We start from the raw sequence: 23638 nt of genomic DNA, 5'->3' as shown, positions 1-23638 counted from the left end.
ATGAAAACGATTGGCCGGGTGAGAACCACCCTGTGGATTGCCGTTGCCCTGCTGGCGGCATGGGGGAATGCATTTGCCCAAATGAAGGGGAAAGTAGTCGACAGCGGCAACGCGCCACTGGAAGGCGCCGTCGTTTCGGTGCTCTATGCCGCAGATTCCAGCCTGGTGAAAACAGTGATTACTGCGCGGGACGGTACATTTTTTATTACAGGCATTAAAAACGGGCGCTATTTCGCAACCGTCGCGATGATGGGTTTTCAAAGTTTTAGCGGAAACCAACTGGATATTTCCAACGGGCAAGAGACGATTGACCTCGGCACCATCCTATTACGCCCCGCCAACCTCAGGCTCGACGAAGTAAAAGTTACCGGGCAAAAGAATTTCGTGGAATACCAGATCGACCGGACGGTACTGAACGTTGATGCGCTGATTTCGAATGCCGGTGCCAATGTGCTGGAAATACTGGAAAAAGCGCCGGGCGTAATGGTCGATCAGAGCGGCGCTATCAGCCTCAAAGGCCAGGCGGGCGTACTCGTGCTCATTGACAACCGCCCTACTTACCTTTCGCAGGCGGCATTGGCAGCCTACCTGCGATCACTGCCGGCCAATTCCGTCGAAAAGATCGAGCTAATCACGAACCCTCCCGCACGCTATGACGCGGCCGGGAGTGCGGGGATCATCCATATCAGAATGCGCAAAAACAAGGTCCGCGGCCTGAATGGCAGCATTACGCTCAGTCCGGCAAGATCGAAATACTGGCGGCATAATGAGAACCTGAATCTCAACTACCGCAGCAACCGCTTCAATTTTTTCACCAATGCCAGTTTCAATAGCACCGACCAGTGGCGCCGGCTCGATATTGAACGCAAGTACTACGGCGAAAACGATGCATTACGGTCGTCGTTTGACCAAACCACTCTTTTTTACCCCAAAAGCCGGACTACCAACCTGAAAACCGGGCTCGATTTTTACGCCAGCGAAAAGACTACCTGGGGCCTCGTGTACACGGGCGCATACACGCAGTCGCGCGAGCATAGGCCCGTGAGCAGCGTGGTCAGGAATGCCGCCGGTGTGGCCGATTCCCTTATCCGGGCCGACAACAGCGACAGGAACTGCTTCCGGCAGCATGGTATCAACCTCAATTTCAGCCATCAGTACGACAGCACCGGAAAGCTGCTGACCTTCGATCTGGATTACATTGACTACCGCATTCGCGCCCGCCAGACGTTTATCAACGATTTCTTCGAGGGCGACGGTGCCTTCAAAAGACAAGAAAAAATCACTACCGATCTTCCCTCTTCCATAGCCATTTATTCAGCCAAAACTGACTACGAACACCCGCTGCGAAAAGTAAGGGTTGGGGCAGGCTTTAAATCCAGCCTGGTCCGAACCGACAATGCGGCTAACTACTTTTTGCACCAGGGAGAAACCGTTGCGGTCGATTACGACAAAACCAACCGCTTCCGCTACACCGAAAACATCAATGCCGCGTACCTGAACTTCAACAGGGATTTCAAGAAGCTTTCGCTCCAAACTGGCCTGCGTGCGGAAAGTACGAATGGGTACGGGCATCAGCTGGGCAATGCGGTAAAGCCGGATTCGTCGTTTACACTGCATTACACCAGCATTTTCCCAACGCTTTTCATCAGCTACAAACTCGACACCAACCAAACGCACCTGAATTTCTCCTATGGTCGCAGGATCGGCCGTCCCTATTATCAAGACCTGAACCCTTTCGTTTTTTTACTGGACAAATTCTCCTATTTCGCCGGCAATCCTTACCTGAAACCGGAACTCGGCAACAGGTTCCAACTTTCGTTCAATTATAAAAGCAGGTTCAATTTGTCGATCCTCTATAACTACACCCGGAACATGCAGGGCGAGGTAATCGAGCAGGCAGGAAATGTTTTCATCAGCCGGACGGGCAATATCAGCAGGCTCATCTGGGGTGGTATCACATTGACTGCCCGGCTCAAAGCGGGCAACTGGTGGACCTGCAATTTTTACGCCGAGCTCATCCGTAACAACTTCCGCGGCATGCCCGGCAACCCCGACCGCACTACCGGCTCGACCTACGGCTACATCAGTCCCAACAACCAGTTTCTATTCAAAAACGGGTGGAGCGCCGAGTTAAGCGGGTTTTACATTACCCGTAGCCAGAGCGCGCAGTTCGACAAGCACGATCTGTTCCTCGTCAATGCGGCTGTGCAGAAAAAAGTGATGAAAGACAAAGGCATCGTCAAACTCTCACTCCGCGACGTTTTCAGCTCGCTGGAACCGAACGGCCGCATTCTCAACATTCCCAACGCCCAGGCCAGTTATTACAACGATGCCGACACGCGAGTGCTGGTAGCATCGTTCACGTACAACTTCGCCAAAGGTACTTCCGGCAAACGGAAACGGAACGTCGGCGGATCGGGGAGCGAAGAGCAGCGGGTTAAGAACTAAATATCTTCTATTTTTACGATATGAAAATCCTGTTCTTCTCCGCCAAGCCATACGACAAGCAGTTTTTCGATGTGTACAACCGTTTCCACGGTTTCGAAATCGAATATCTGGAAACGCATTTGGGACCGCATATCGTCAATGCCGTAGATGGACAGGAGGCGGTTTGCGTGTTCGTGAATGACAAAGTGAATGCGGAAGTGATTGCCATCCTGGCCGAAAAGGGTGTGAAAGTGATTGCATTACGATGTGCCGGGTTTAATAATGTGGACCTGGAAGCCGCCCGCCTGCACGGGATACGCGTATGCCGTGTGCCCGAATACTCGCCCGAGGCCGTGGCAGAGCATACGGTGGCCATGCTGCTCACCCTCATACGCAAGACGCACAAGGCCTACAACCGCGTGCGGGAACAGAACTTTTCATTGAACGGGCTGCTCGGTTTCAATTTACACGGCAAGACGATCGGCGTGGTTGGAACGGGCAAAATCGGCGGCGCGTTTTGCAGGATTATGAAAGGTTTCGGCTGTAAAGTCGTGGCTTACGACCTCTACCCGAACACCGAACTCCAACTGGCGGGAATCGAGTACAAGCCGCTGGAAGAGGTACTCCGCTCGGCCGATGTCATTTCCCTGCATTGCCCCCTCAATCCCGTCACGCATTACCTGATCAATGAAAGTACCCTGGCGACAATGAAGCCCGGCGTGACGCTGATCAACACGAGCCGCGGCGGGCTGGTCAACACCACCCATGCGATAGAAGCCCTCAAGAGTAAACATCTGGCGAACCTGGCTATCGATGTTTACGAACAGGAAGAAAAGCTTTTCTTCAAAGATCTTTCGGAAAGCATTATCGAGGACGACACCATCCAGCGCCTGATGAGTTTTCCCAACGTGCTTGTGACCGCCCACCAGGCATTTTTCACCGAGGAAGCGATGATGGAAATCGCCCAGGTCACTTTACAAAACATCGACCGGATACTTCACGGACAGGAACCGGAGCAAGCGGGTGCGGTACTTGTCTAGATCCACCGCCCTGCGCTTTTCAACAAAGTAAATTGAACTTCCCAGCAAAACGAAGCAGTTGCCGAGCGACGAATTTTGTATTCGCAATCAGTTACTCATTCAAAAAAAGCAAAAATGGATTTTCAATTAAGCGGAAAACGCGCGCTGGTGACAGGGGCGAGTTCGGGGCTGGGTGAGGCAATCGCCCGGATGCTGGCAGACGAAGGCGCGACGGTCATTGTGCACGGACGGAACGAACAACGCGCCAATCAGGTCGCGGAAAACATGATAAAAGCAGGCGGCAAGGCAGAAGTGGCAATCGGCGATCTGGCAACGGACGAAGGCGCCGATGCGGTCGCTGCAACAGCGTTACAAGGTGGCGCCGTTGATATCCTCGTGAACAACGCGGGCGTGGTGAGCCACAAAAACTGGTCGGACGCTACGGCGGACGACTGGATGGAGGTTTATAATGCGAACGTGGTTTCCTATGTGCGGATGATCCGCCGTATCGTGCCACAGATGAAAGAGCTGGGCTGGGGCCGCGTGATCCATATCGGCGGCGGGCTCGCCGTTCAGCCGATCAAGGAACAACCGCATTACAATGCGACCCTGGCCGCACGGCATAATTTATCGGTTTCGCTGGCCCGGCAATTGAAAGAAACCGGCATCACTTCCAATGTGGTATCTCCGGGCGCTATTATGAACCCGATGGTGGAAGAATGGCTCGTCAATGCCGCTCCCGGGTTTGGCTGGGGCACCGAGTTGGATGAAATCAAATACAAAGCCGTGCAGGACCTGATCCCCAATGACACCGGGCGGTTTGGCCTCCCCGAAGAAATCGCCGGGGCGGTTCTGTATCTCACCAGCCCACTGGCCAACTACGTGAGCGGAGCGGTGATCCGCGTAGACGGCGGGACTGTCAGAAGTTTATAAAAGATATTGCCAACTACTGGCTTAACCCATTTCAAGAGGTGATCAAAAGATTCGGACAGGCCGCTGATTACCTGTCCGGACCTTTTGCTTAGGGCGCTGCTAATTCCTGGACAGACTGGTCAGATATGGAACAAGCGTCTTGGCGCCCGGCACCAGTTTTGTGTTCAGCACCATCCCTGATTTGCCGAGTACCATCGCCTGCGGTATGAAATTAATGTTGTACTTCTTGAGAAATTCCGAAGTTCTTCCGTTCGTGACCCGATAATTAAGGGAATAATCGCTAATCCGTTCCTCCCGCGAAGCCTTTATCCATTTGTCATGGTCGGAATCTAGGGAAAGATACACATAAGCGACCTCCAAATCTTTTACATCCGCCCTGACTGCTTCCGAGGCCGGCATCAATTCGCGGCATGGCGCACACCAGCTCGCCCAATATTCAATAAAAATCACTTTCCCTTGATGTTGTCGCTTTACATCATCCAAGGTCAATACATTACCCGAAATATCTTGCAATTGAACGGAATTAGTATCTTTTAACAAAAAAGATCCCTCTTTACCTCCCGAATACGGATTTGGCATCTCGGACCCGATTGAAAAAAGCATTAAATTGACGACGGCAATTCCAAAAGCGAGCATAAATTTTGAAGCCATATCCATAAATTTTTTGCTGAAACATATTGACTTTTTAAATATATCCTAAAAAGTTTATCATGAATAAAAAAGTTACCCTCGCTATATTTTTCACTTTGATAATCGGTTGTGTTGCCTATATTATTTTATCTCAAAAGGCTGTCGTAAAAAAATCACAGGAGCCGGCTCCACCATTTCCGTATTATAGCGAAAACGTAACCTTTCAAAATACCGAAGCGGACATTTCGCTCTCGGGAACTCTCACCGTACCGGATAAGAAAGGCAGTTTTCCTGCCGTGGTATTGGTCACCGGCAGCGGCCCGCAAGACAGGGATGAGACGGTTTTCGGCCATAAACCATTTCTTATCATCGCGGATTATCTCACTCGCCAGGGTTTCGCAGTCTTGCGCTACGACGACCGGGGAACTGGTAAATCAACGGGCCATTTTCACACAGCAACATCAGTGGATTTCGCGACGGATGCCAAAAGCGCGATTGCCTATTTGAAATCAAGAAAAGAAATTAACCCCGATAAAATCGGCCTGGTCGGGCATAGCGAAGGCGGGCTGGTAGCAGCCATCGCCGCAGCGCAATCGGGGGACGCCAATTTTGTTGTTTCTCTGGCCGGGCCGGGCGCTATCGGCCACGAGATAATGGCGCTGCAAATGGAATTGATCGCACGCGCAGGCGGTGTGGATCAGGAGGGAATTACATTCATTAAAAAGATCAATAGCGAAGCGCTTGAAATACTTAAGAATTCACCGGACACCGTTGTATTACGGGCCAATCTGAATGCCTATATGTTACCGAAAGCGAAGAATTATCCAAGCCAAATGCTCCCGCCGGGTCTCACAGCGGAGCAATTTTTTAAAAATCAAATTAATTCAATGTGTGGGCCGTGGTATCAATTTCTATATGATGTGAACCCTGCGCAATATTTTCAAAAAGTAACATGTCCGGTTCTGGCTTTGAATGGATCGAGAGATTTGCAAGTAGACGCACAACAAAACCTCCCCGCTATTTCAAAAGCATTAAAAGAAGGCGGCAATTTAAATGTGACGGTAAAAGAATTACCGAATCTCAACCATCTTTTTCAGGAAAGCAAAACCGGTCATCCCAGTGAATATGCAGGTATTGAAGAAACCTTTTCGCCCAAAGCGTTGGCCATCATATCGGATTGGCTTACCGTTCAAACCAGATGAAGAATCAGGCAGATACCTATCTATTGGTAGCCGTCAGTTCGGTGATCAATTCCCTTGCATCACTGCCATCTTCACCTTGATCTGCGGAAATTTTCAGCGCTTCCTCTGCGGCTTTAAGAGCCGGCTCTTTGTTTCCCAATTTCTTTTGAAGCTGGGCATAGATACACAAATGCTCGTAGTTTTTGTTCAGATCCAGAACCTTGGCCATGATCTCGACACCCGTTTTCAATGCCTCAGGATCTTTGGCAAAGGTTTTAAGGTAAATGCCCGTTTCATACATGGTTTGCCAGTCTGTTGTGCCAATCGTATTTCCATATTGCAATGTCGACCGGCCATAGTTGAGCCAGTCGCGGCGCCCGCCATAGAAGTAAATTTGCAGGAGCGATAGTGTTTTCATGCTATCTGCAAAATGATCGACGGCAACCTTTCTCAGCTCGCTCATTAATATGAGATCGTTGGTCCTGCCGGCTATGTTTGCAGTGCGGGTCATAATTCTTTGCGTAGCTTTTTCGACATCTGCTTTACCAAACAGGCCCACAAATTTCTGCTGGTTTTGCAGGAGATAAAGCGTCGCCGGCGATTTAAAGCCAAGATCGGCCGCAAAAATGAATCTTAAATTCCGTTCCGATCCCAGTTCGTCAGCCGATTGCGTGGCCAGATACTCCTCCGTTACTTTTTCCTTCGGATTGGCATCGACCGTATAATACGACAACGCGTTACTCAAATGGAACAGCAATTCCGGCGATTTGTCGCCTTGTTCGTACCTGGCCAGCATCGGAAACAATGCGGTGTTCGGGTCGGAGGCATTCCGGCCGTCCCGGATGAAATCGGCGGCCGGTTTGGCACCCGAACTCTGGTGGAGTTTCTGACCGTCCTTAGTCAGGAACAAATAGGTAGGAAAGCCCTTAATGCCGTACTTCTTCGCCAGCGCTTCCCCCGCTCCGCCGTCCTCCACGTCGATTTTACAGTTGATAAAATTTCCGTTATAGTAACCGGTTACTTCCGGATTGGGAAAAGCTTCTTTCTCCATTTGCCGGCAATATCGACATGAAGTTGCCCGGACATACAAAAAGATCGGTTTTCCACTTTTCTCTGCATTTCGAAGGGTTTCTTCCCAGGAAGTAGCAACAAAATCAATTCCCTGCGCCCGGCAAGCAGGCGCGCCAAGAATCAGCAGTAGCAAGTAGAGGGTTCTTTTCATAGCTGGTAGCAATGTGGAAGCTTTACAAAGCTAATCTAAAAATTAATTTATCAACCAGTTACATCAATGGGCCGCTACACGACCGAATCCCATGCTGCGAGGGGCCGAAAATAGGATCCGACAATAAAATCAGGATTTCTTTTTATTTTAGAACGTCTATCGAGGGTTTCAAACTTAAACTTCTGATTCAAATGAAAACAAAGCATTATTATCTCCTGATGGTTATCGCAATCGGACTTGTTTCCATTGCAGCGAAAAATGCAGCATTACCGGCGGATCTTATCGGTACATGGAAATACCTGATCAGCGACGTCCCGCCGGAATACGAATCGGGCTTTTTTACATTTGAACAAAAGGATGACAAAACCACCGGATATGTAGGAGACACCGAAAAGCAGGAGATGAAAGAGCTGACGATAGATCAGGAAAAAGTCGCGTTCACCGTCGAGAACCAGGCAGGGGTCTTCAAATACAGTTTCATGCAAAAAGGCGATACCCTAACCGGCATCGTGTCTTCCCAATACGGGGATTTCCCGATCAAAGCCGTGAGAGAACCTAAGAAATAACGGAAGTTGGCCCGGGGAACGTTTATACAAGCACGTTCCCCGGAACATCAATATCCTGCAACCTGCCCGTCTTTTCGCATTTCGGACGCGCCGTGGTACACCTTTTCGGCCTGATCGACCAGGATGGCCTGGTAACCACCAAAAAAATCCTTATCCGCCAGTTGGTGGCCTTTGCGCACTAATGCTTCACGGACCTGCGCCGGGATGCCACTTTCGAGCGCCACTTTTCCCCCGTCCGACATCACAGTTCCAATCGGTTCGCTGCTACCCGAATGCGCAAAACGGGCGGCATCGCCGGCTTCCTGCACATTCATGCCGAAATCCAGAATGTTGCAGAGGATCTGCAAATGCCCCTGCGGCTGCATGGCGCCACCCATCACGCCGAAACTAAGGAACGGCATACCGCCTTTGAGCACAAAACCCGGAATGATAGTATTAAATGGCCGCTTCCCCGGCGCGTACACATTGGCATGGCCGGGCGCGAGGCTGAAACTGCTGCCGCGGTTATGCAATACAAAACCCAATCCGTCGGGCACCAACCCGCTGCCGAATTCGAGCATATTGCTTTGGATGAGCGACACCATATTGCCTTCGGCGTCGGCTACGGTGAGGTACACCGTGTCGCCGTCTTTCAGTACCGACTGACTTGCCTGCAACTTCGCAGAAGCCCTGTCCGGATTGATCAGCGCCCGGCGTTCGGCGGCATATTGGTCGGATAGCAAGGCCTGCAACGGGATTTTGGCAAAATCCGGGTCAGCATAATAGCGGGCGCGGTCCTCGAATGCCAGCTTTTTGGCTTCGATCAGCAAATGCAGGTACTCGGCACTGTTATGACCGAGCTTTTTCAGATCATAGGGTTTCAGGATATTCAGCATTTGCAGCACGGAAATACCCTGTCCGTTCGGCGGCAGCTCGTACACGTCATAACCCCGGTAATTCACCGAAACCGGTTCCACCCAGGTACTTTTCGTCGCAGCCAGATCCTCCTTTCGGATAAACATGCCTGTTTTGCGCGCATAGGCATCGATCCGGTCGGCTATTTCGCCTTTATAAAACACATCTCTCCCCTGCTTCGCGATCTTTTCATAGGTAACGGCCAGATCCGGGTTTTTGAAAACCTGCCCATGGCGCGGCGCGGCACCGTTAATGAGGAATGTCTTACCAAAATTTTCAAATTCTGTAATGTCTTTCTGTTCTTTCAGGCGCTTGTACGCGACATCCCACGAGTAAGCGATCACCTCGGGTACCGGCGCGCCTTCCCGCGCAAACGCGATCGCAGGTGCAAGGACCTCCGCCATTTTCAGTTTGCCAAAACGTCCGTGCAATGCGAACCAGCCGTCCACAGCGCCGGGCACCGAAACGGACAGTGGTCCATACAGAGGCATTTGTGTCCCGTCGCCCAGTACAGATTTCAGTTTCTCATACGTAAGCCCCTGAGCCGAGCGGCCGCTTGCATTTAGTCCGTAGAGCTTTTTATCCCTGGCCGACCATACGATCGCGAATAAATCGCCGCCGATGCCGCAGTTGTTAGGCTCAATTACACCCAATGCAGCATTCGCCGCAATGGCTGCATCCACAGCCGTGCCGCCCTTTTTGAGGATATCGAGCCCGACCTGCGTAGCGAGCGGATGGCTCGTGGTGACCATGCCGTGCATAGCCAGCACCGGGCTGCGCGATTCGAAATTGGACCCGCTGACACGATCGCCACGACCCGTCTGTGCCGAGGTGTGCGTCAAAAGGATGACCTGGGACGCCAGCAGCGTCCCGATCATCCGGAAATTCATTTTAATCATGGGTAGTAAAATTCAGGCGGTTACGTGCCGGCGGTCAGGATACTTTGCCGAGTTTCATCGTTTCGGGGTCCCAGTTCACCACGGTATTCTCGAAATAGCTTTTGTTGGAAAGCAATGCCGGCCCCGCGGCACGGAAACCGAAAACGGCATCTTCCAGCACTTTCTTATTGCTGCGCATGGCATCGAAGAATATCGCGAAGTGATCCAGCCGGTCGTCGTAGCCTTGCGGCGCCCTATATTCCTGCATGTCGGGCTCGGACATCTCAGGGCGCGAGGGGTACTTATTATTGTAGTCTGCCAAAAACTTGTCCTGCAATGCTTTCGGGAACGTATCGATTGTGTAGCCCGGCGCTGCGGCCATCTTCTTCCGCTTGACCGTTACGGTATTCCCTGAAAGCGTGATCTGCCCGTCGGTACCGACAAACCGGAAGCCCGATCCGCCACCGGAGCCATCGGCAAAATTCACCCGCAAAGTAAGGTTGAATGCCGGGTGCGATGCCGTTTTGGGGTAGTCATAAATGCCCAGCATGACATCCGGGACATCGCGTCCGTCTTTCCAGTACCGCAAGCCACCGCTGGTCATAATGCGCGTGGGGCCTTTGGAATCAAGGATATAATGCATTCCTGAAAACAAATGCACGAACAAATCGCCTGCTACACCCGTGCCGTAATCCTGGTAATTGCGCCATCTGAAAAAACGCAGCGGATCATACGCCATTTTCGGGGCCTTATCGCTCAGGAAGCGGTTCCAATCGACGGTCTGCGGCGAAGCGTCAGGCGGGATGGAGTATTGCCACGCACCTTGTGCTGAATGGCGATCGTAATATACTTCCACGAAATTCAGCTCGCCAATGGCGCCCGACTGGTAGAGTTCTTTGGCTTTGGCATAAATAATGGAACTCACGCGCTGGCTGCCGACCTGAAATACCTTACCCGAATCGGACGCTGCCTTCATCATGTCATACCCTTGCTCGATCTTGTGTACCATCGGTTTTTCGCAGTAAACGGCCTTTCCGGCCTTCAAAGCCTGGATACCGATCTGCGAATGCAAATGGTCGGGCGTGGCGAGGATGATCGCATCGATGTCCTTGCGGCTGAGGATTTCGTTGTAGTCGCGGGTCGTTTGAATGTCATCGCCGAACAGCTCTTTGGCACGCACAAGGTGCCCGTCGTACAAATCGGCCACGGCCATGAGCTTCACGCCCGGCACTTTCAATGCGGTACGGGTGTCGCCCATTCCCATGATGCCAGTACCAATACAGGCGATCTGTATGTTATCGTTGGCAGCGAACCTGGGCTTCTCCCACGGAAGCTCCCGCGAGAAGATGCGCTCGCCTGCAAACAGAGGCCCCGATGCGGCGGCGGTCAACAGGGCTCCGCCGGTAAACTTTTTGATAAAACCTCTCCGGTTGTTGTCATTGTTGCTGGACATGATGCATTATAAGTTGAGTTCAGGAAATGATGTACAAAATGGTGAACGTATGGCACGCGTCTACACCCATGAATGTCGCAATAATTGTCTGATGCTCCGGAAGATAAAATACTTTTCCCACAAACCCATACACCCGTCCGCCACGCCTTCGATCACCTCATCGGCGACCCAATTATTCAACCGTGCCGTTAAAACAACTTTTCGTGTGACAGATCATTCATCTTCACATAATCGGACGGGCGGATTCCGACAACTTTGTAGAAGGTAGTGCTGAACGTCGGGACACTATTATAACCGACCAGCGCCGCCGCCTCTTTCACCGACATCCGCTCTTCAAGCAGAAACCGCAACGCGCGCAACATCCGCTGGATGGTCAGGTACTGGACGAACGACATGGCCAGGTCTTTGTGAAACAACCTGGAAAGGCTGCGTTCACTGAAACCGAAACGGCGGGCGAGCTCGGGGAAGGCGATCGGCTCTTGCAGGTTGTCCTCCATAAATCGTATCACCTTGTCGAGGCGCTTGTCTTTTGCGTAAGGCAATGCAAGCGGCAGGTTATACATGCTGATTTCGGGTAAAATGTATTTCAATGCCATCGCGAACCAGTAGCTGCTCTTGTCGCCCTCGTTGATGTCCCCGCTCCATTGGTTACTGAAAATCACCATTTGCAAGAGCAGGTCGTTCACCGGATAAATGCCTGTCTCAAAGTAAAAAGGCTTGTCGTCGGATTCCACCGGAAAATACAGGTTCCGCATGATCACGTCCGGCGAGCCGGGATGAATGCTGTGCTCCACGCCGGGAGGTATCCATATATAATGCCGGGCCGGCAGAAAATAGGTCTTTTGCGGTGTCACCACATGCACGATCCCGCCCTGCGTGTAAAGAAACTGGCCTTTATGATGCGCGTGCGGGGCCACGTCGTTTTCGCCCATCAGGTCATGCATGCAATAAATACTGCGAGGCTGTTTATCGACCTCTGTAAGGTAGTACATCCGGTCGATTTTAGGCATGGCGTAAATGGATAAATATTTGACTTTGCAAGATAATAAAGCCACATCAAAACGTCGCACCTTTGCTCAACAATTTAAATCACTCATAAGTCCTATCGCAATGAGACCTGCGGCCAATATCTGGCAGTTTACACTTCGCAAAGTGCAATTCATAACAAAATCTTCTTTAAGAAGTCATTACTCATTATCAACCCCTTACAAACCAGGCCCCGTGACAGCCAGTGCGGTATTTGCGGGTGCGCTGCTCCTCTCCTCCACCACGCAGGCGCAAACCTCCCGGCGATTATCACTGCCTGAGGCATTGAAAATCGCGGTGGCTAATAACCGCGACATCCGGCACGCACGGATCAAAAGGGAGGTGACCGAGGCCGACATCGACGAAAAGAAAGAGCTGCGCCTGCCGGAAATCGACTTTCACGCATCCTACGCCCGCATTACCGACCTGACGGAATACCGCCACGGCCTGAACGACAAAGTTGTAACCCATACCATCCCCGTGATTGCCGACCTCACCGGCTCCGCAAAAATGCCGCTTTATACCGGGGGAAAGATCCGGTATGCCATTCAGAAAGCCCGACAGCAGGAAGAGATTGCCTCGCTGACAGTGCTGAAAACGGAAAACGATGTAAAAATGGAAGCGACGGAGCTGTTTTTCAGCGCCTACAAAATGATGGAGCTCGACAAGCTGCTGCAGGAACATATCCGGGAAGAGGAAGACCGGCTTGCCGAGGTACGGTCGTTCAAAGCGCACGGTACCGTCACCCGGAACGAAGTACTACGGGCCGAATTGCAACTTTCCGATATGCGCCTCTCGCGCACAACCAATCGCAGCAATATCGAAATCGTGCTGCATGACTTGCACACTTTGCTGGAAATGCCGGAAGCGGTTTCTCTCGAACTCGACACAGCCCGCCTGCTTGACAGCACCGTACCGGCAGAAGATTTGCATTCCTACCTCCGCGCAGCGCTTACGAAAGATGAAATGCGCATTTCTGAAAAGATGGAGGCGGTTTCCGAAACCGAACAGCGGATCACACGGGCTGCTTACCTGCCTAATATCCACCTGTTTGCCTCCTATGGTTTCAACTATCCCAACTACATGTTTTTCCCGCCCGATCCGTACCTCTATACATTGGGACGCGTGGGGGTGGAAGCTACTTACAGTCTTTCCAATTTGTATAAAAACAAGACCCACACGCACATCGCACGCCTGCGTACGGAGGCACAGCACGCGCAGACAGACATCGTTAAAAACCGGGTAATGGACAGTGTATTCAAGCACTATACCGAGTTGAAGGATCTGCTCGAAACCATTCCCGTGAAAGAAAAGGCCGTGACCCAGGCGACCGAAAACTACCGCATTGTAAAACTCAAATACCTGCACCAGCTCGCGCTGATCACCGAAATGCTCGACGCCGACAATGCGCTCCTCCAAGCGCGTTTCGATCTGCTGACCGCCCGCATTAATACCACCGTCAAACACCGGCGGCTGTTGTACGCATCTGGTCAGTTGCCGTGAGGCCCCCTTACTCCCATATTTCAAAACATATTCTCATGAAAATCCGCAAAACCCCGGCCGAGCACGGCCCGTTCCATACCGCCATAACTGTCATTGCCAGCGCGATCGCATTGGCTGGCGCTGGGCTGGGCATATGGTTCTTAATCATTTACAGCAACTACGAAGAAACAAACGACGCGCAGGTCGACCAGTATGTAACCCCCGTCGCTACCCGGATCACTGGCTATGTACAGCAGGTACGGTATGAAGAAAACCAGTTTGTGCACCGCGGCGACACGCTTATCGTGATCGACAACCGCGAATACCGGGCGCATTGGGGCATGGCTACGGCCGAAATCAGTAATGCCCGGCACCATGTTTCGGCCGCCCGTAAAAACGCCGCATCGACCCAAAGCCATGTAGCGGTGGGTCAGGCGCAACTGGACGCGGCCCGGACGCTGGTTTGGAAAACGAAGCTGGAATATGAACGCTACGAAGCCCTGTTGCGCGAGGAAGCGGCCACCGAACAGCAAGTGGAGAAAGTACGGGCTGATTACGAATCCGCACAGGCGCATTACGAAGAAGTGACCAGGAACATCCGGGCGTCGGAGCTGGCGACTTCGGAGGCGCTCGCACAGGTGCCGGTGGCCGAATCAATGATGGAGGTGAGGAATGCGGCAGCCGACAATGCAGCATTGTATTTGTCGTACACGGTCATTACGGCGCCCTACGACGGCTGGGTAGGCCGGAAAACCATCCAGCCCGGACAACTCGTGAAGGAAGGGCAAACGCTGGTATCGGTGGTGAGCCGCGAAAAATGGATCACCGCTAATTTCAAAGAGACGCAGATCGCCGATATGTCGGTCGGGCAGCCCGTTACTTTCAAAGCCGACGCTTCCCGTGGCCGCACTTTCAATGGCCGGATCGAGTCGTTTTCACCTGCAAGCGGCGCGCGGTTCTCCATCCTGCCGCCCGACAACTCCACCGGCAACTTCGTGAAGATCGAGCAGCGCATTCCTGTACGCATTGCACTAACCGACCCCGGTTCGCAAACTGCCTTCCTCCGGGCAGGCATGAATGTCACCGTTACCGCTGCCCACCAGCATTGATACCGTGAGCAAACAGCCTGTTTTCAAGAGCTGGGTACCCGATTGGCTCATCAAATCGGTGCTGATATGCTGCATGCTACATACGATGGTGCTGCTCGGGTTATACACCAGTAATATGACCTATTCTGCCAGCTTCCTGGACGTCGAGCCGGAGGATCTGCAATTTGCGATGAGCGTCACCTACGGTACGTTCCTCGCTACATTGCTCGTCGAGAACCGCATTTTCCGGTATTTCCCGACCCGCAATTACTTTATCGCCATCTATACGCTCGCCGCGCTTACATTCGTCGCCTCCGCATACACGCACGATTTTGTCCTGTTCCTCATGCTCAGGGCGGCGGAGGGCGTTCTGATGGCCCTTCCGTGGGTACCGCTGCGTATTCTATTGCTTACCCGCTTCAAATCGAGGAATGCGACCATCATCGTGTTTTCATTCACTTATGGAATGCTGCTGATGGCCTCTCCTTTCATCATGAACATCGCCGTATGGCTGCTCGAAAATTACGACTGGAACTATATGGCCTATGGCTCCGCATTTTTCCAGCTCCTTTGCGTTGCATTGGTGTTGCTCATCTTCAACGGGCACCGTTTCCACCGCAAAACACCGCTCTTCCAGATCGACTGGGCCAGCCTCGTGTTGGTACATGCGGCCATTCTGTGCGGGGCGTTCGTGCTCGTGTACGGGGAGAAAAGATACTGGTTCGAATCGCCGCTCATTGTCGCGGCATGCGGCGGCGCGGCCGTTACCTCCGCCCTGTTCATTTTAAGGCAACAGCTTGTAAAGCGCCCGTGTTTTGATTTCGCGGTGTTCCGCTATGCCAACCTTCGTACAGGCTTGCTCCTTTTTATTGTTTTCTATATTTCGAGGGCTACGCTCAATCTGTGCCATCATACCATGACAAAAGTGTGGAACTGGGATCCGGTAAGAGTCGCGCACATCCAATATCTGAATGTAGCCGGTAATGCGGCCGGTATACTGATCGCCGCGGCATGCATGTCGCGCTCGGTTGCTACCCGGTATATTTTCATGCTGGGCTTTTCGATACTGGCCATTCATCACCTATGGTTCACGTTCCTGTTCGTACCGGATGTGTCGCTAACGGACATTGCCGTGCCCTACCTCCTGCAGGGTGTCGGTGTGGGTGTGATCTTCGTGCCGCTGGTATTGTTCACCGTGTCCTCTACGCCTTCACATCTGGCACCGTTTTCAGGGACGGTCGGCGTTACCGGCAGGTTTTGGGGCAGCACATTGGGTTTTTGTATCATGCAAAATGCGATGGTTAACTTGCAGCAAAGGCATTACAATAAATTACAACTAATGCTAACCCCCGAAAGCGCCGAAACGCAGCATTGGCTGGCCGGCTCAACGGCCCGATTCGTCGCAAAAGGCTTTTCGGAAGATCAGGCGATGGGCCTTGCATTCCGCCAGCTCAGTCAGCGCCTCACCACCCAAACCACGCTTCTGGCCGAAATGGAAATTTTCACCTACGTGGGCTATGCAATGCTGGGGGCAGTGGTACTACTAACGCTCAATGGGCATTTGCGGCAGACATTCGATATTTTGAAAAATAGGATTTGGGGTACTTAATAGTAATCAGGCGGCCGGTAGAATGCCAGCCGCCTGATTACTATTACTCGTCACCGCCACCGAGTGCCCGGTAGCGGTCCGTCACGGCATTAATTGCTGAAAGCCTGGCTAGAATATTAATCGGTAGTTTCGAAGGTACCTGCGCAGAAAAACAAGTCCTATACCGGTTACTAACTTTACCGGCGTCAAAATCGCATTATCGGGCGCCACGGCTTTTTTAGCCCGATTTTTGATAGTACATTACTCAATTATTACCATTTGTACACCCTACTTGACGCCCTCATGCCCAAGACCTTTACAGAAATCTCCGAATGGATCACCGCCAACATTTCAAAACACGCGGGAATAGATCCTTCCGAAGCTGCGCCCGATACCGACATTGTTAATTTTCGATTAGATTCTCTCATTCTCGTCAACATCACAACGGAGCTGGAAGAATACATCGGAATGGAACTAAGCCCTTCCATTTTTTGGGAGATGCGTACCATCGCGGCCACCAGCCAATGGATTGCAGAAAACCAGGAAGTATAAAACCCGTTTCGGTCATGCAAACCCCGCTCATGTCTGCGACGTCGATCTGGTCGTCGAAAACCGAGGTCAGCCAAAATTATTCCGGGCTGATCGCCGACATCCGCCAGTCGGACCCGCTTCATTTCAATATGTACGGCGACCTGGTGGCGATGGATTATGCCAATGTAAAGAAGATCCTGTCCGATTCGGAGAACTTCAAAAACTTCGACTTTACGGAAAGATTCAAAATCGTGTCGGCCCTCTCGGACAACGACCCCGGCCTGCTCGAATTCGGCGAAAGCCTCCGGTACTGGTTACTATTTATGAATGGCGAAAAGCACGCGGAGCACCGCCGTTTCGTGAACCAGAAGTTTTATCAGGCCGATTACGAGAAGATCACCCTCGACGCGATCCAGGAAATTATCTCCGGACTCGACGGAAAAGACGAAGCTGACATTGTGGAAATAGCCCGGCAGTTCAGCTTTCTGATCATCAGCAAGATTATCCAACTGGAAAAAGCGGATTACGATTTCATCCAGAAGTTTTCCTACGTCATCACTTTTATTTTTGAAAAAACGCTGTCCGTTACCGAGTTGCTGGAATGCGCGGCGATGTCGCGGGAGTTCCACGGCTACCTTTCCGAAACCTTTACCCGGCAGGAAACGGAGGCTACCAACAGCCTCCTGCTCGAAATGCGGGAGATCATGGGGAGCGAAAGGGCCTCGCAGCTCATCGGCACCTGGGAATTCCTGGTGAATGCGGCGACGGAAACCACTACCCTGCTGCTCACTAAAAGCATCGGGGCTTTGATGGAGAACCGCGATAAAGTGATCAACTGGAATGCCCATAACGAATGCGCCATTGCCGTCGAAGAGCTGATCCGCTACGTAAGCCCCGTAAACTGGATCCCGAGGCAGGTGGCACATAACATGGAATTCGAGGGATTGAAGCTTCGAAAAGGCCAAACCGTACTACTGGGCCTGGCTTCCGCCAACCGTGACCCGGCCGTGTTTCAAAATCCGGATACGTTCGTGCCTACCCGAAAACCCAACCCACATATCGGTTTCGGCTTTGGCATGCATCATTGCCTTGGCGCGCGGTTATCCAGGTTCGAAATGCAGAAGTTCCTGCCCCGTTTCCTGGCCGCGTTCCCTGATATCCGTTTACACCCGACCCAAAGCCCGGAATGGGATTCCAAAATCTTTTTCAGAGGGTACAAGCGTTTACCCGTGCTCTTAAAATAAAGGGGCATGATCAAGTTCACGGATTTCTCCTATTTACTTTTACTGTCTCTCGTTGTTGCCGCGTATTATAAAGTACCGGAGGCCAAAAAATGGGTTTTTCTGCTGGTCGCCAGTGTATTATTCAATCTCAGCTGGAGTGGAAAATACCTGGCCGTGTGGCTCGTCCTCGTCCTGATCTGCCATGCATCCGGGAAGGCACTGGCCAACCAAGCGTATTCCAAAAGACACCGGAAAGCAATGCTATCGCTCTCGATCGCGATCTGCCTTTCACCGCTTTTATTTTTTAAATACCTCGTGCCGGTCCATAACTCGATGTCGCTGGTAGCCCTCAACTGGATCGCGCCCATTGGCATTTCCTATTACACATTCCTGATCATCGGATATCTCTACGATGTGTACCGCCGGTACATCAAGCCGGAAAATCACCTCGGCTATCTGATGATCTACCTCGGATTTTTCCCCACACTGCTGGCCGGCCCGCTGGAACGCACACGCCAGCTCGTCCCGCAGCTCCGGGCTCCCAAACCCTACGAGCCGGAGCACATCAAGGCGGGCATTTACTTTATTATCTGGGGTTTATTTAAAAAGATCGTCCTTGCTGCCAGGCTTGCCGACATTACCAGCCCCGTTTTCGACCGGCCCGATGCTTACACCGGCATTTCCGTCACACTGGCTATTCTGCTCTTTTCCGTCCAGCTCTACTGCGATTTCTCGGGCTACTGCGACATTGCTACCGGCTCGGCGAGGTTACTGGGAATCAGGCTAAGCAAGAACTTTTCCAACCGGTACTATTTCACCCCGTCGCGGACGGAATCATGGAGCGCCTGGAATATCACGGTCACGTCCTGGTTCCGCGACTACATCTTTTTCAACATCAGCAAAGGGGTCACCAACCAGAAACGGCTCGAATTCAACCGCCTGCTCACCTTCATCATTACCGGGCTCTGGCATGGGCCAAGCTGGTCGTTCGTGATCTGGGGATCGCTGCAATGGGCCTATATCAATTTTGAAATGCGCACTAAAGACTTCTGGCAGCGCTTTTACGCCAAGCTCAACCTTTCCACCGGCACGCAGGCGCATTATGTGTGGCGTGTGGTCGTGAGGCTCCTCACCGGCACCCTCATCATGGGTTGGTTCCGTGCCGCGGAGCTGAGCAGCGGCGTCCGGCTGTACAGTAGTATGTTCGGATTTAGATCCGGCACTACTTCCCTGCTGACATCCAGCTTGTTATTGACCGTCGCGTTATTCCTCGTGATGGATTTTTTCAACTACAAAATGGGCGAGAAGGAAGATATTGCTTCCTATATGTTGAAGAAAAGCGCACTGTACAGGACATTGTCGGTGCTCCTGCTGGTCCAGCTCGTGCTGATATTCGGAAGGCCTTCGGTGGGCAATTTTTATTACATCCAGTTTTAATGAACCATTACCCGACACCGGCATCATGATCGTCAAAATTATCAAATGGATACTGCTGCTGGTCGCATTCAAAGTGGTCGTGACGCTGATCGTCGGGCAGCTTTACATCGATCCCCGGCGCGACATCCCGGCAAGGGCGCAGCTTTGCCGCGCGTTCGGTCCGAATGTCGTTTTCATCGGTACCAGCCGCACCCAGTATGGAATCGACCCGGCATTTTTCGACTCACTAAACCACCAGAAAACACGGAGTTATAATTTTGGCATATTCAGCCTCTCGCCTTACAGTTCCATTCAAATCGCGGACGATATGCTCTCTGCGAGCCCGGCCGTAAAAACGATCTACATCGAGCTGAGCGCGCTCGATTATAGCACCGTGGCATTGCCTCCCCAGCAGGTTGTGCGGGATGCCATTTTCCGGGCCCGCGTGCTCGCCGGCTGCTCACACATTGGTTTGCAGGAAAAAACCGGCAGCTTCCTGGCGGGCCTCAACACCACATTGTTTCAAATGGTGTCCATTGCGCCGCAAGTACTGTCCGTCAAGAAAGCGCTCAACCCCGGCACCGATCCAATCGAAGGCCGCGCCAACCTGCTTACAAATGGTTACCAGCCTGTTACAGCGGCTCTTTTCAAGACGAACGAGCGGATCGCAGCCAATAAAACCTCGACCGAACAAATGCTTGCCCTTCGCCCGCAGACGCAACGAAATACCTATTTCATTTCCCGGATCAACCAGCTGATTACCCGCGCCACGCGGTTGGGAAAGAGAGTTATTTTCTATTATCCCAACAACATTACCCGGGGTGAGCAGCAGATACTGTCCCAGGTAGCACCATTTCTGCCGGAGGAAAATCTGATCCGGTTACCAAACCAGCCTGAATTCAATGGGCTTTTCAAACCCGAAAACCTGTTCGACGCGCACCATCTGAACCGGAACGGAGCGGCGATATATACCCGTTTTTTGCAAGAGGAGTCCGCCAGGCGGTAAAAATCTGTCGTTTTTGCAACTTTTAAAGGCCATGGCTGTCCAATCCGTAGCAATGGATCAGAAAGAACATCATAAGCCGACCGACCGTACACTGGTGGAACGCGTGCTCAGTGGCAACACGAGGGCATTCGGGACCATTATCAGGGATACCGAAGGGCTCGTCGCGCAGATTGTGTTCAAGATGATCGCCGACCGGGAACAGCGGCGGGATATTGCCCAGGACATTTACCTGAAAGTCTTTCAAAAGCTGGATAGCTTCCGTTTTCAATCCAAACTCTCCACCTGGATTGCGAGGATCGCTTACAATACCTGCATCAATCAGCTGGAAAAGAATAAAACCTCCCCCATTGAAAACCAGTATCCCATACCGATCGACAGGGAGGACGAGTACGAGTACCCCGACGGGCAAGACTTGGAGGAAAATCTCATGGGCGCCGAGTTTACCAACCTGCTCGCATCGGAAATGGAAAAACTTCCGGCCCTATACAAGCTGCTGATCACCCTTTACCACCATCAGGAACTGAGCTACTCGGAGATTGCGCAGATCGTGGCATTGCCGGAGGGTACGGTTAAAAGCTACCTGTTCAGGGCTCGAAAAATGTTGAGAGAGCGAATACAAATGATTTACAACAAGGGCTTATGAAAACAGCAGATCATTTAACAGACATTGAAATTCAGCAATATGCGCTGGATGCAAGAAGCTCCGGCATTGCGGCGGCAACACATATTGCCCAATGCCCGCATTGCTCGGGGCGGGTCGCATTCTATCAAAAAATGGTCGGCGGCATGTCGGCAATGCCCGCGGAAGCATTTGATTTCGACCTCGCAAAGACCGTGCTCGCCCAGCTTCCGGCAAGAAAGCGCAGGCATGGCCCCGAGCGTGTGTTCATCGCGTGCGTATCGCTCGCAGGCGTAATCGCGGCCGTTGGTTTGTTTTATTATCTGAATACGAGTTTGCTGAATGACCTGCTCGGAAACAGCGAGGTCCTAATCTACGGCACAGTATGCTGCTTACTTTTTGCTTTCCTTCTCGCCAACCGTTGGCACGAGTATCTCAGCAAAATACGCTGGCTCGACGCGACGGAAAGTTTGCAACATTTCCGGGCCGCGGCGGTCTAATCTACAAACGGCTTCAAACATGAAAAAGATATTATCGATCATTTCCCTGGCTTCCCTGGCCGCCCCCGCGAGCGCGCAGACGATGGCAAATACCTACATCGACCGCGACCAGGTTGCATTGGGCATAACCGTGTTGTTGGTGGCGCTTGTGCTGGCTTTCCTGCTCGAACTCACAAAGCGGTATTTCCAGTACCGGTTGAAAGAAAAGGTACTGGAATCGGGCGTAAGCGAAGAGTTTGCGACGCTCCTCTTGCAGCAGGACCGTCGGCAGGGCGTGCAAACCTGTATCAAATGGCTTGCCATTTTCCTTGGGATGACCGTAGGATTTACCATTATCGCCCTTGCAGGCCTTGCCCCCTGGGCCGCGCTTGCGGTGCTATCCCTGTGCCTTTCGGGCAGCTTTGCGGGCTATTATTTGTTCCTGAAAAAATCTGATCACTAGATTCTTTAAATCAACCCGTTATGTTATTTCAAACAAAACCCATTCGCTGGGAAGGGATTCTTATTGCCCTTACCATGCTATTCACCATTACTGCCGGATCTGCCCAGGTTACGTCCAAAACCGATTTCAACCAGCCTTTGGACGCCGCATTACTCCGAGAAGATTTTCAGGCTTTTCGGAAAGTGCTCACCGACAACCATCCGGATATGTACCGCTACCGGTCCCGTAAGTCGCTGAACCGACTCCTCGACAGCTGCGAAGCCGCCATCGACGCCCCGATGAACCTGATTGAATTTGGAAATCTGATCCGGTTCGCCGTCAGCGCGCTGGAATGCGGGCATACCAGCGGCAGCCTGCCCGGCGAAATCATGGAAAGCTACGCCGCGTCCGTGCCCATGTTTCCGCTGAAAGTCCGATTTACCGGCGATCGTGCATTTGTGCTTTGCAGCAGGGAAGAAAATGTGCCCGCCGGAGCCGAAATTTTGTCGATAGACGGAAAATCCATGCAACAAATCCACCGGAAACTCATGCAATATCTCCCCTCCGACGGCAAGATCCAGACCAAAAAGAATGCGACTTTGAACAACGACGCGTTCCTGTTCCTTTACAACTTCATTTACGGCCCCAGGACGAGCTACCGGGTAACGGTGGCTACACCCGAAGGTCAATCGCGCGACGTTACCTTACAGCCCGCGCTCTTTGAAAACACCAGATGCCCCGCATACAAAACCGGAAGCGACCTCAGGCTGCTTGACCTCTCCTACCCGGGCGGCTCGCGCGCCCTGCTGACGATCCGCACATTCAGCAAGCAACAGATAATGAATGCTCGCCAGGATTTCCCGGCCTTCCTGGAAACGACATTCGACGCATTGCGCCAGAAACAGATAAGAAACCTGATCATTGATTTGCGTGGAAATGGCGGCGGGGACGATGTATACGGCGCATTGCTGTATTCGTACCTTACCGGAGAACCATTCCGCTATTTCTCGGTTTTGCGTTCGCTATCCAAGCCCGTAATGACCGCCCACGACCACCCCGGCCTGGCCGTGCAGCAACCTACCGGGTTACATTTTGAGGGAAACGTGTTTGTACTGACCGACGGGCGCACATTCTCCACCGCCGCCGACTTTTGCGCCATTGCCAGAAGCAATGCCCGGGCGGTTTTCATCGGAGAAGAAACCGGCGGAGGTTACGAAGGGAACAATTCGGGCGGAACGGTGAGGATCAACCTTCCGCATTCGGGCGTGCAGGTCGCCGTGCCCACAATCCGGTATTCCAACGCCGTAAAACCTGCCCAAGAGCCAGGGCGCGGCATTATTCCCGAGTATATCATTGTTCCGTCGATTTCAGATATTCTTACTAAAAAAGACCCCCAACTTCAAAAAGCGCTTGAATTGACTGCCGGCAAATGAAAATCGGAGCGGCGGGCGGTCAACATTTCGGTGATAACGGAGGCCGGCCCCGGCAGGTACTCATTCCCAGCGACACAAGCGCACTAATAATCCATATCAGTT

21 protein-coding genes are annotated in these 23638 nt (G+C 52.2%); 16 read left to right on the top strand and 5 right to left on the bottom strand.

The window, feature by feature from the left end:
- The 3 genes from ACQ4MZ_RS18015 (at window position 1) to ACQ4MZ_RS18005 (ending at window position 4379) form a co-directional block, all read left to right on the top strand.
- A complete protein-coding gene (locus ACQ4MZ_RS18015) occupies window positions 1-2448 on the top strand; it encodes an outer membrane beta-barrel protein (protein ID WP_430846963.1) in 2448 nt (815 codons plus the stop codon).
- A gap of 20 nt (window positions 2449-2468) precedes the next feature.
- Window positions 2469-3467 (top strand): 2-hydroxyacid dehydrogenase, encoded by a 999-nt coding sequence (locus tag ACQ4MZ_RS18010; protein WP_430846961.1) that lies wholly within the window; start codon window positions 2469-2471, stop codon window positions 3465-3467.
- Between the two features lie 114 nt (window positions 3468-3581).
- Complete coding sequence (locus tag ACQ4MZ_RS18005) at window positions 3582-4379, top strand: SDR family NAD(P)-dependent oxidoreductase (RefSeq protein ID WP_430846959.1); 798 nt, start codon at window positions 3582-3584, stop codon at window positions 4377-4379.
- Between the two features lie 99 nt (window positions 4380-4478).
- Here ACQ4MZ_RS18005 and ACQ4MZ_RS18000 read toward each other — a convergent pair whose 3' ends face one another.
- On the bottom strand, window positions 4479-5030 hold the full coding sequence (locus ACQ4MZ_RS18000; protein WP_430846957.1) for a TlpA family protein disulfide reductase: 552 nt from the start codon (window positions 5028-5030) through the stop codon (window positions 4479-4481).
- Window positions 5031-5089: 59 nt separating this feature from the next.
- Between ACQ4MZ_RS18000 and ACQ4MZ_RS17995 the strand changes: the two genes are divergently transcribed.
- Window positions 5090-6211 (top strand): alpha/beta hydrolase family protein, encoded by a 1122-nt coding sequence (locus ACQ4MZ_RS17995; RefSeq protein ID WP_430846955.1) that lies wholly within the window; start codon window positions 5090-5092, stop codon window positions 6209-6211.
- A gap of 16 nt (window positions 6212-6227) precedes the next feature.
- Here the strand turns inward: ACQ4MZ_RS17995 and ACQ4MZ_RS17990 are convergent, their stop codons facing one another.
- A complete protein-coding gene (locus ACQ4MZ_RS17990) occupies window positions 6228-7412 on the bottom strand; it encodes a thioredoxin family protein (RefSeq protein ID WP_430846953.1) in 1185 nt (394 codons plus the stop codon).
- Window positions 7413-7603: 191 nt separating this feature from the next.
- Between ACQ4MZ_RS17990 and ACQ4MZ_RS17985 the strand changes: the two genes are divergently transcribed.
- A complete protein-coding gene (locus tag ACQ4MZ_RS17985; RefSeq protein WP_430846951.1) occupies window positions 7604-7978 on the top strand; it encodes a hypothetical protein in 375 nt (124 codons plus the stop codon).
- 47 nt (window positions 7979-8025) lie between these two features.
- Here ACQ4MZ_RS17985 and ggt read toward each other — a convergent pair whose 3' ends face one another.
- The 3 genes from ggt to ACQ4MZ_RS17970 form a co-directional block, all read right to left on the bottom strand.
- Window positions 8026-9750 carry a gamma-glutamyltransferase gene (ggt, locus tag ACQ4MZ_RS17980; RefSeq protein ID WP_430847710.1) on the bottom strand — a complete coding sequence of 575 codons (1725 nt, stop codon included), beginning with the start codon at window positions 9748-9750 and terminating at the stop codon, window positions 8026-8028.
- 55 nt (window positions 9751-9805) lie between these two features.
- On the bottom strand, window positions 9806-11203 hold the full coding sequence (locus tag ACQ4MZ_RS17975) for a Gfo/Idh/MocA family protein (RefSeq protein WP_430846949.1): 1398 nt from the start codon (window positions 11201-11203) through the stop codon (window positions 9806-9808).
- 188 nt (window positions 11204-11391) lie between these two features.
- Entirely contained in the window at window positions 11392-12213 is an 822-nt protein-coding gene (locus tag ACQ4MZ_RS17970) for a helix-turn-helix domain-containing protein (protein ID WP_430846947.1), read from the bottom strand.
- 211 nt (window positions 12214-12424) lie between these two features.
- Here ACQ4MZ_RS17970 and ACQ4MZ_RS17965 point away from each other — a divergent pair, with 211 nt between their 5' ends.
- The 11 genes from ACQ4MZ_RS17965 to ACQ4MZ_RS17915 all read left to right on the top strand — a co-directional run bounded on the left by ACQ4MZ_RS17965 (window position 12425) and on the right by ACQ4MZ_RS17915 (window position 23536).
- Window positions 12425-13732: a TolC family protein gene (locus tag ACQ4MZ_RS17965; protein ID WP_430846945.1), complete on the top strand. Its 1308-nt coding sequence runs from the start codon at window positions 12425-12427 to the stop codon at window positions 13730-13732.
- 35 nt (window positions 13733-13767) lie between these two features.
- Complete coding sequence (locus tag ACQ4MZ_RS17960; RefSeq protein ID WP_430846943.1) at window positions 13768-14820, top strand: HlyD family secretion protein; 1053 nt, start codon at window positions 13768-13770, stop codon at window positions 14818-14820.
- Window positions 14789-16408 (top strand): MFS transporter, encoded by a 1620-nt coding sequence (locus ACQ4MZ_RS17955; protein ID WP_430846941.1) that lies wholly within the window; start codon window positions 14789-14791, stop codon window positions 16406-16408. The genes ACQ4MZ_RS17960 and ACQ4MZ_RS17955 overlap by 32 nt, the downstream gene beginning before the upstream one ends.
- Window positions 16409-16690: 282 nt before the next feature.
- Window positions 16691-16939: an acyl carrier protein gene (locus ACQ4MZ_RS17950; protein WP_430846939.1), complete on the top strand. Its 249-nt coding sequence runs from the start codon at window positions 16691-16693 to the stop codon at window positions 16937-16939.
- A gap of 14 nt (window positions 16940-16953) precedes the next feature.
- Window positions 16954-18162: a cytochrome P450 gene (locus ACQ4MZ_RS17945; RefSeq protein ID WP_430846937.1), complete on the top strand. Its 1209-nt coding sequence runs from the start codon at window positions 16954-16956 to the stop codon at window positions 18160-18162.
- A 6-nt stretch (window positions 18163-18168) separates the two neighbouring features.
- On the top strand, window positions 18169-19578 hold the full coding sequence (locus ACQ4MZ_RS17940) for an MBOAT family O-acyltransferase (RefSeq protein ID WP_430846935.1): 1410 nt from the start codon (window positions 18169-18171) through the stop codon (window positions 19576-19578).
- A gap of 25 nt (window positions 19579-19603) precedes the next feature.
- Window positions 19604-20563, top strand: coding sequence for a hypothetical protein (locus tag ACQ4MZ_RS17935; protein ID WP_430846933.1), 960 nt, complete (start codon window positions 19604-19606; stop codon window positions 20561-20563).
- Between the two features lie 31 nt (window positions 20564-20594).
- A complete protein-coding gene (locus tag ACQ4MZ_RS17930; RefSeq protein ID WP_430846931.1) occupies window positions 20595-21206 on the top strand; it encodes an RNA polymerase sigma factor in 612 nt (203 codons plus the stop codon).
- Window positions 21203-21682: a hypothetical protein gene (locus ACQ4MZ_RS17925; protein WP_430846929.1), complete on the top strand. Its 480-nt coding sequence runs from the start codon at window positions 21203-21205 to the stop codon at window positions 21680-21682. Before ACQ4MZ_RS17930 ends, ACQ4MZ_RS17925 begins: the two co-directional genes overlap by 4 nt.
- A gap of 19 nt (window positions 21683-21701) precedes the next feature.
- Entirely contained in the window at window positions 21702-22124 is a 423-nt protein-coding gene (locus ACQ4MZ_RS17920; RefSeq protein WP_430846927.1) for a hypothetical protein, read from the top strand.
- Between the two features lie 20 nt (window positions 22125-22144).
- Window positions 22145-23536, top strand: coding sequence for a S41 family peptidase (locus ACQ4MZ_RS17915; RefSeq protein WP_430846925.1), 1392 nt, complete (start codon window positions 22145-22147; stop codon window positions 23534-23536).
- Window positions 23537-23638: the final 102 nt, after the last annotated feature.

The organism is Dyadobacter sp. BHUBP1 (genome assembly GCF_050587785.1).
Lineage (GTDB): Bacteria > Bacteroidota > Bacteroidia > Cytophagales > Spirosomataceae > Dyadobacter.
The sequence above is the reverse complement of the archived record's forward strand: the minus strand, read 5'-3'. Positions and strand labels throughout refer to the sequence as shown.

Bases quoted from the DNA above. Each gene is read 5' to 3' on its own strand.
- ACQ4MZ_RS18015 (WP_430846963.1), top strand. From the start codon at position 1: ATGAAAACGATTGGCCGGGTGAGAACCACCCTGTGGATTGCCGTTGCC.
- ACQ4MZ_RS18010 (WP_430846961.1), top strand. From the start codon at position 2,469: ATGAAAATCCTGTTCTTCTCCGCCAAGCCATACGACAAGCAGTTTTTC.
- ACQ4MZ_RS18005 (WP_430846959.1), top strand. From the start codon at position 3,582: ATGGATTTTCAATTAAGCGGAAAACGCGCGCTGGTGACAGGGGCGAGT.
- ACQ4MZ_RS18000 (WP_430846957.1), bottom strand. From the start codon at position 5,030: ATGGCTTCAAAATTTATGCTCGCTTTTGGAATTGCCGTCGTCAATTTA.
- ACQ4MZ_RS17995 (WP_430846955.1), top strand. From the start codon at position 5,090: ATGAATAAAAAAGTTACCCTCGCTATATTTTTCACTTTGATAATCGGT.
- ACQ4MZ_RS17990 (WP_430846953.1), bottom strand. From the start codon at position 7,412: ATGAAAAGAACCCTCTACTTGCTACTGCTGATTCTTGGCGCGCCTGCT.
- ACQ4MZ_RS17985 (WP_430846951.1), top strand. From the start codon at position 7,604: ATGAAAACAAAGCATTATTATCTCCTGATGGTTATCGCAATCGGACTT.
- ggt (WP_430847710.1), bottom strand. From the start codon at position 9,750: ATGATCGGGACGCTGCTGGCGTCCCAGGTCATCCTTTTGACGCACACC.
- ACQ4MZ_RS17975 (WP_430846949.1), bottom strand. From the start codon at position 11,203: ATGTCCAGCAACAATGACAACAACCGGAGAGGTTTTATCAAAAAGTTT.
- ACQ4MZ_RS17970 (WP_430846947.1), bottom strand. From the start codon at position 12,213: ATGCCTAAAATCGACCGGATGTACTACCTTACAGAGGTCGATAAACAG.
- ACQ4MZ_RS17960 (WP_430846943.1), top strand. From the start codon at position 13,768: ATGAAAATCCGCAAAACCCCGGCCGAGCACGGCCCGTTCCATACCGCC.
- ACQ4MZ_RS17955 (WP_430846941.1), top strand. From the start codon at position 14,789: ATGTCACCGTTACCGCTGCCCACCAGCATTGATACCGTGAGCAAACAG.
- ACQ4MZ_RS17950 (WP_430846939.1), top strand. From the start codon at position 16,691: ATGCCCAAGACCTTTACAGAAATCTCCGAATGGATCACCGCCAACATT.
- ACQ4MZ_RS17945 (WP_430846937.1), top strand. From the start codon at position 16,954: ATGCAAACCCCGCTCATGTCTGCGACGTCGATCTGGTCGTCGAAAACC.
- ACQ4MZ_RS17940 (WP_430846935.1), top strand. From the start codon at position 18,169: ATGATCAAGTTCACGGATTTCTCCTATTTACTTTTACTGTCTCTCGTT.
- ACQ4MZ_RS17935 (WP_430846933.1), top strand. From the start codon at position 19,604: ATGATCGTCAAAATTATCAAATGGATACTGCTGCTGGTCGCATTCAAA.
- ACQ4MZ_RS17930 (WP_430846931.1), top strand. From the start codon at position 20,595: ATGGCTGTCCAATCCGTAGCAATGGATCAGAAAGAACATCATAAGCCG.
- ACQ4MZ_RS17925 (WP_430846929.1), top strand. From the start codon at position 21,203: ATGAAAACAGCAGATCATTTAACAGACATTGAAATTCAGCAATATGCG.
- ACQ4MZ_RS17920 (WP_430846927.1), top strand. From the start codon at position 21,702: ATGAAAAAGATATTATCGATCATTTCCCTGGCTTCCCTGGCCGCCCCC.
- ACQ4MZ_RS17915 (WP_430846925.1), top strand. From the start codon at position 22,145: ATGTTATTTCAAACAAAACCCATTCGCTGGGAAGGGATTCTTATTGCC.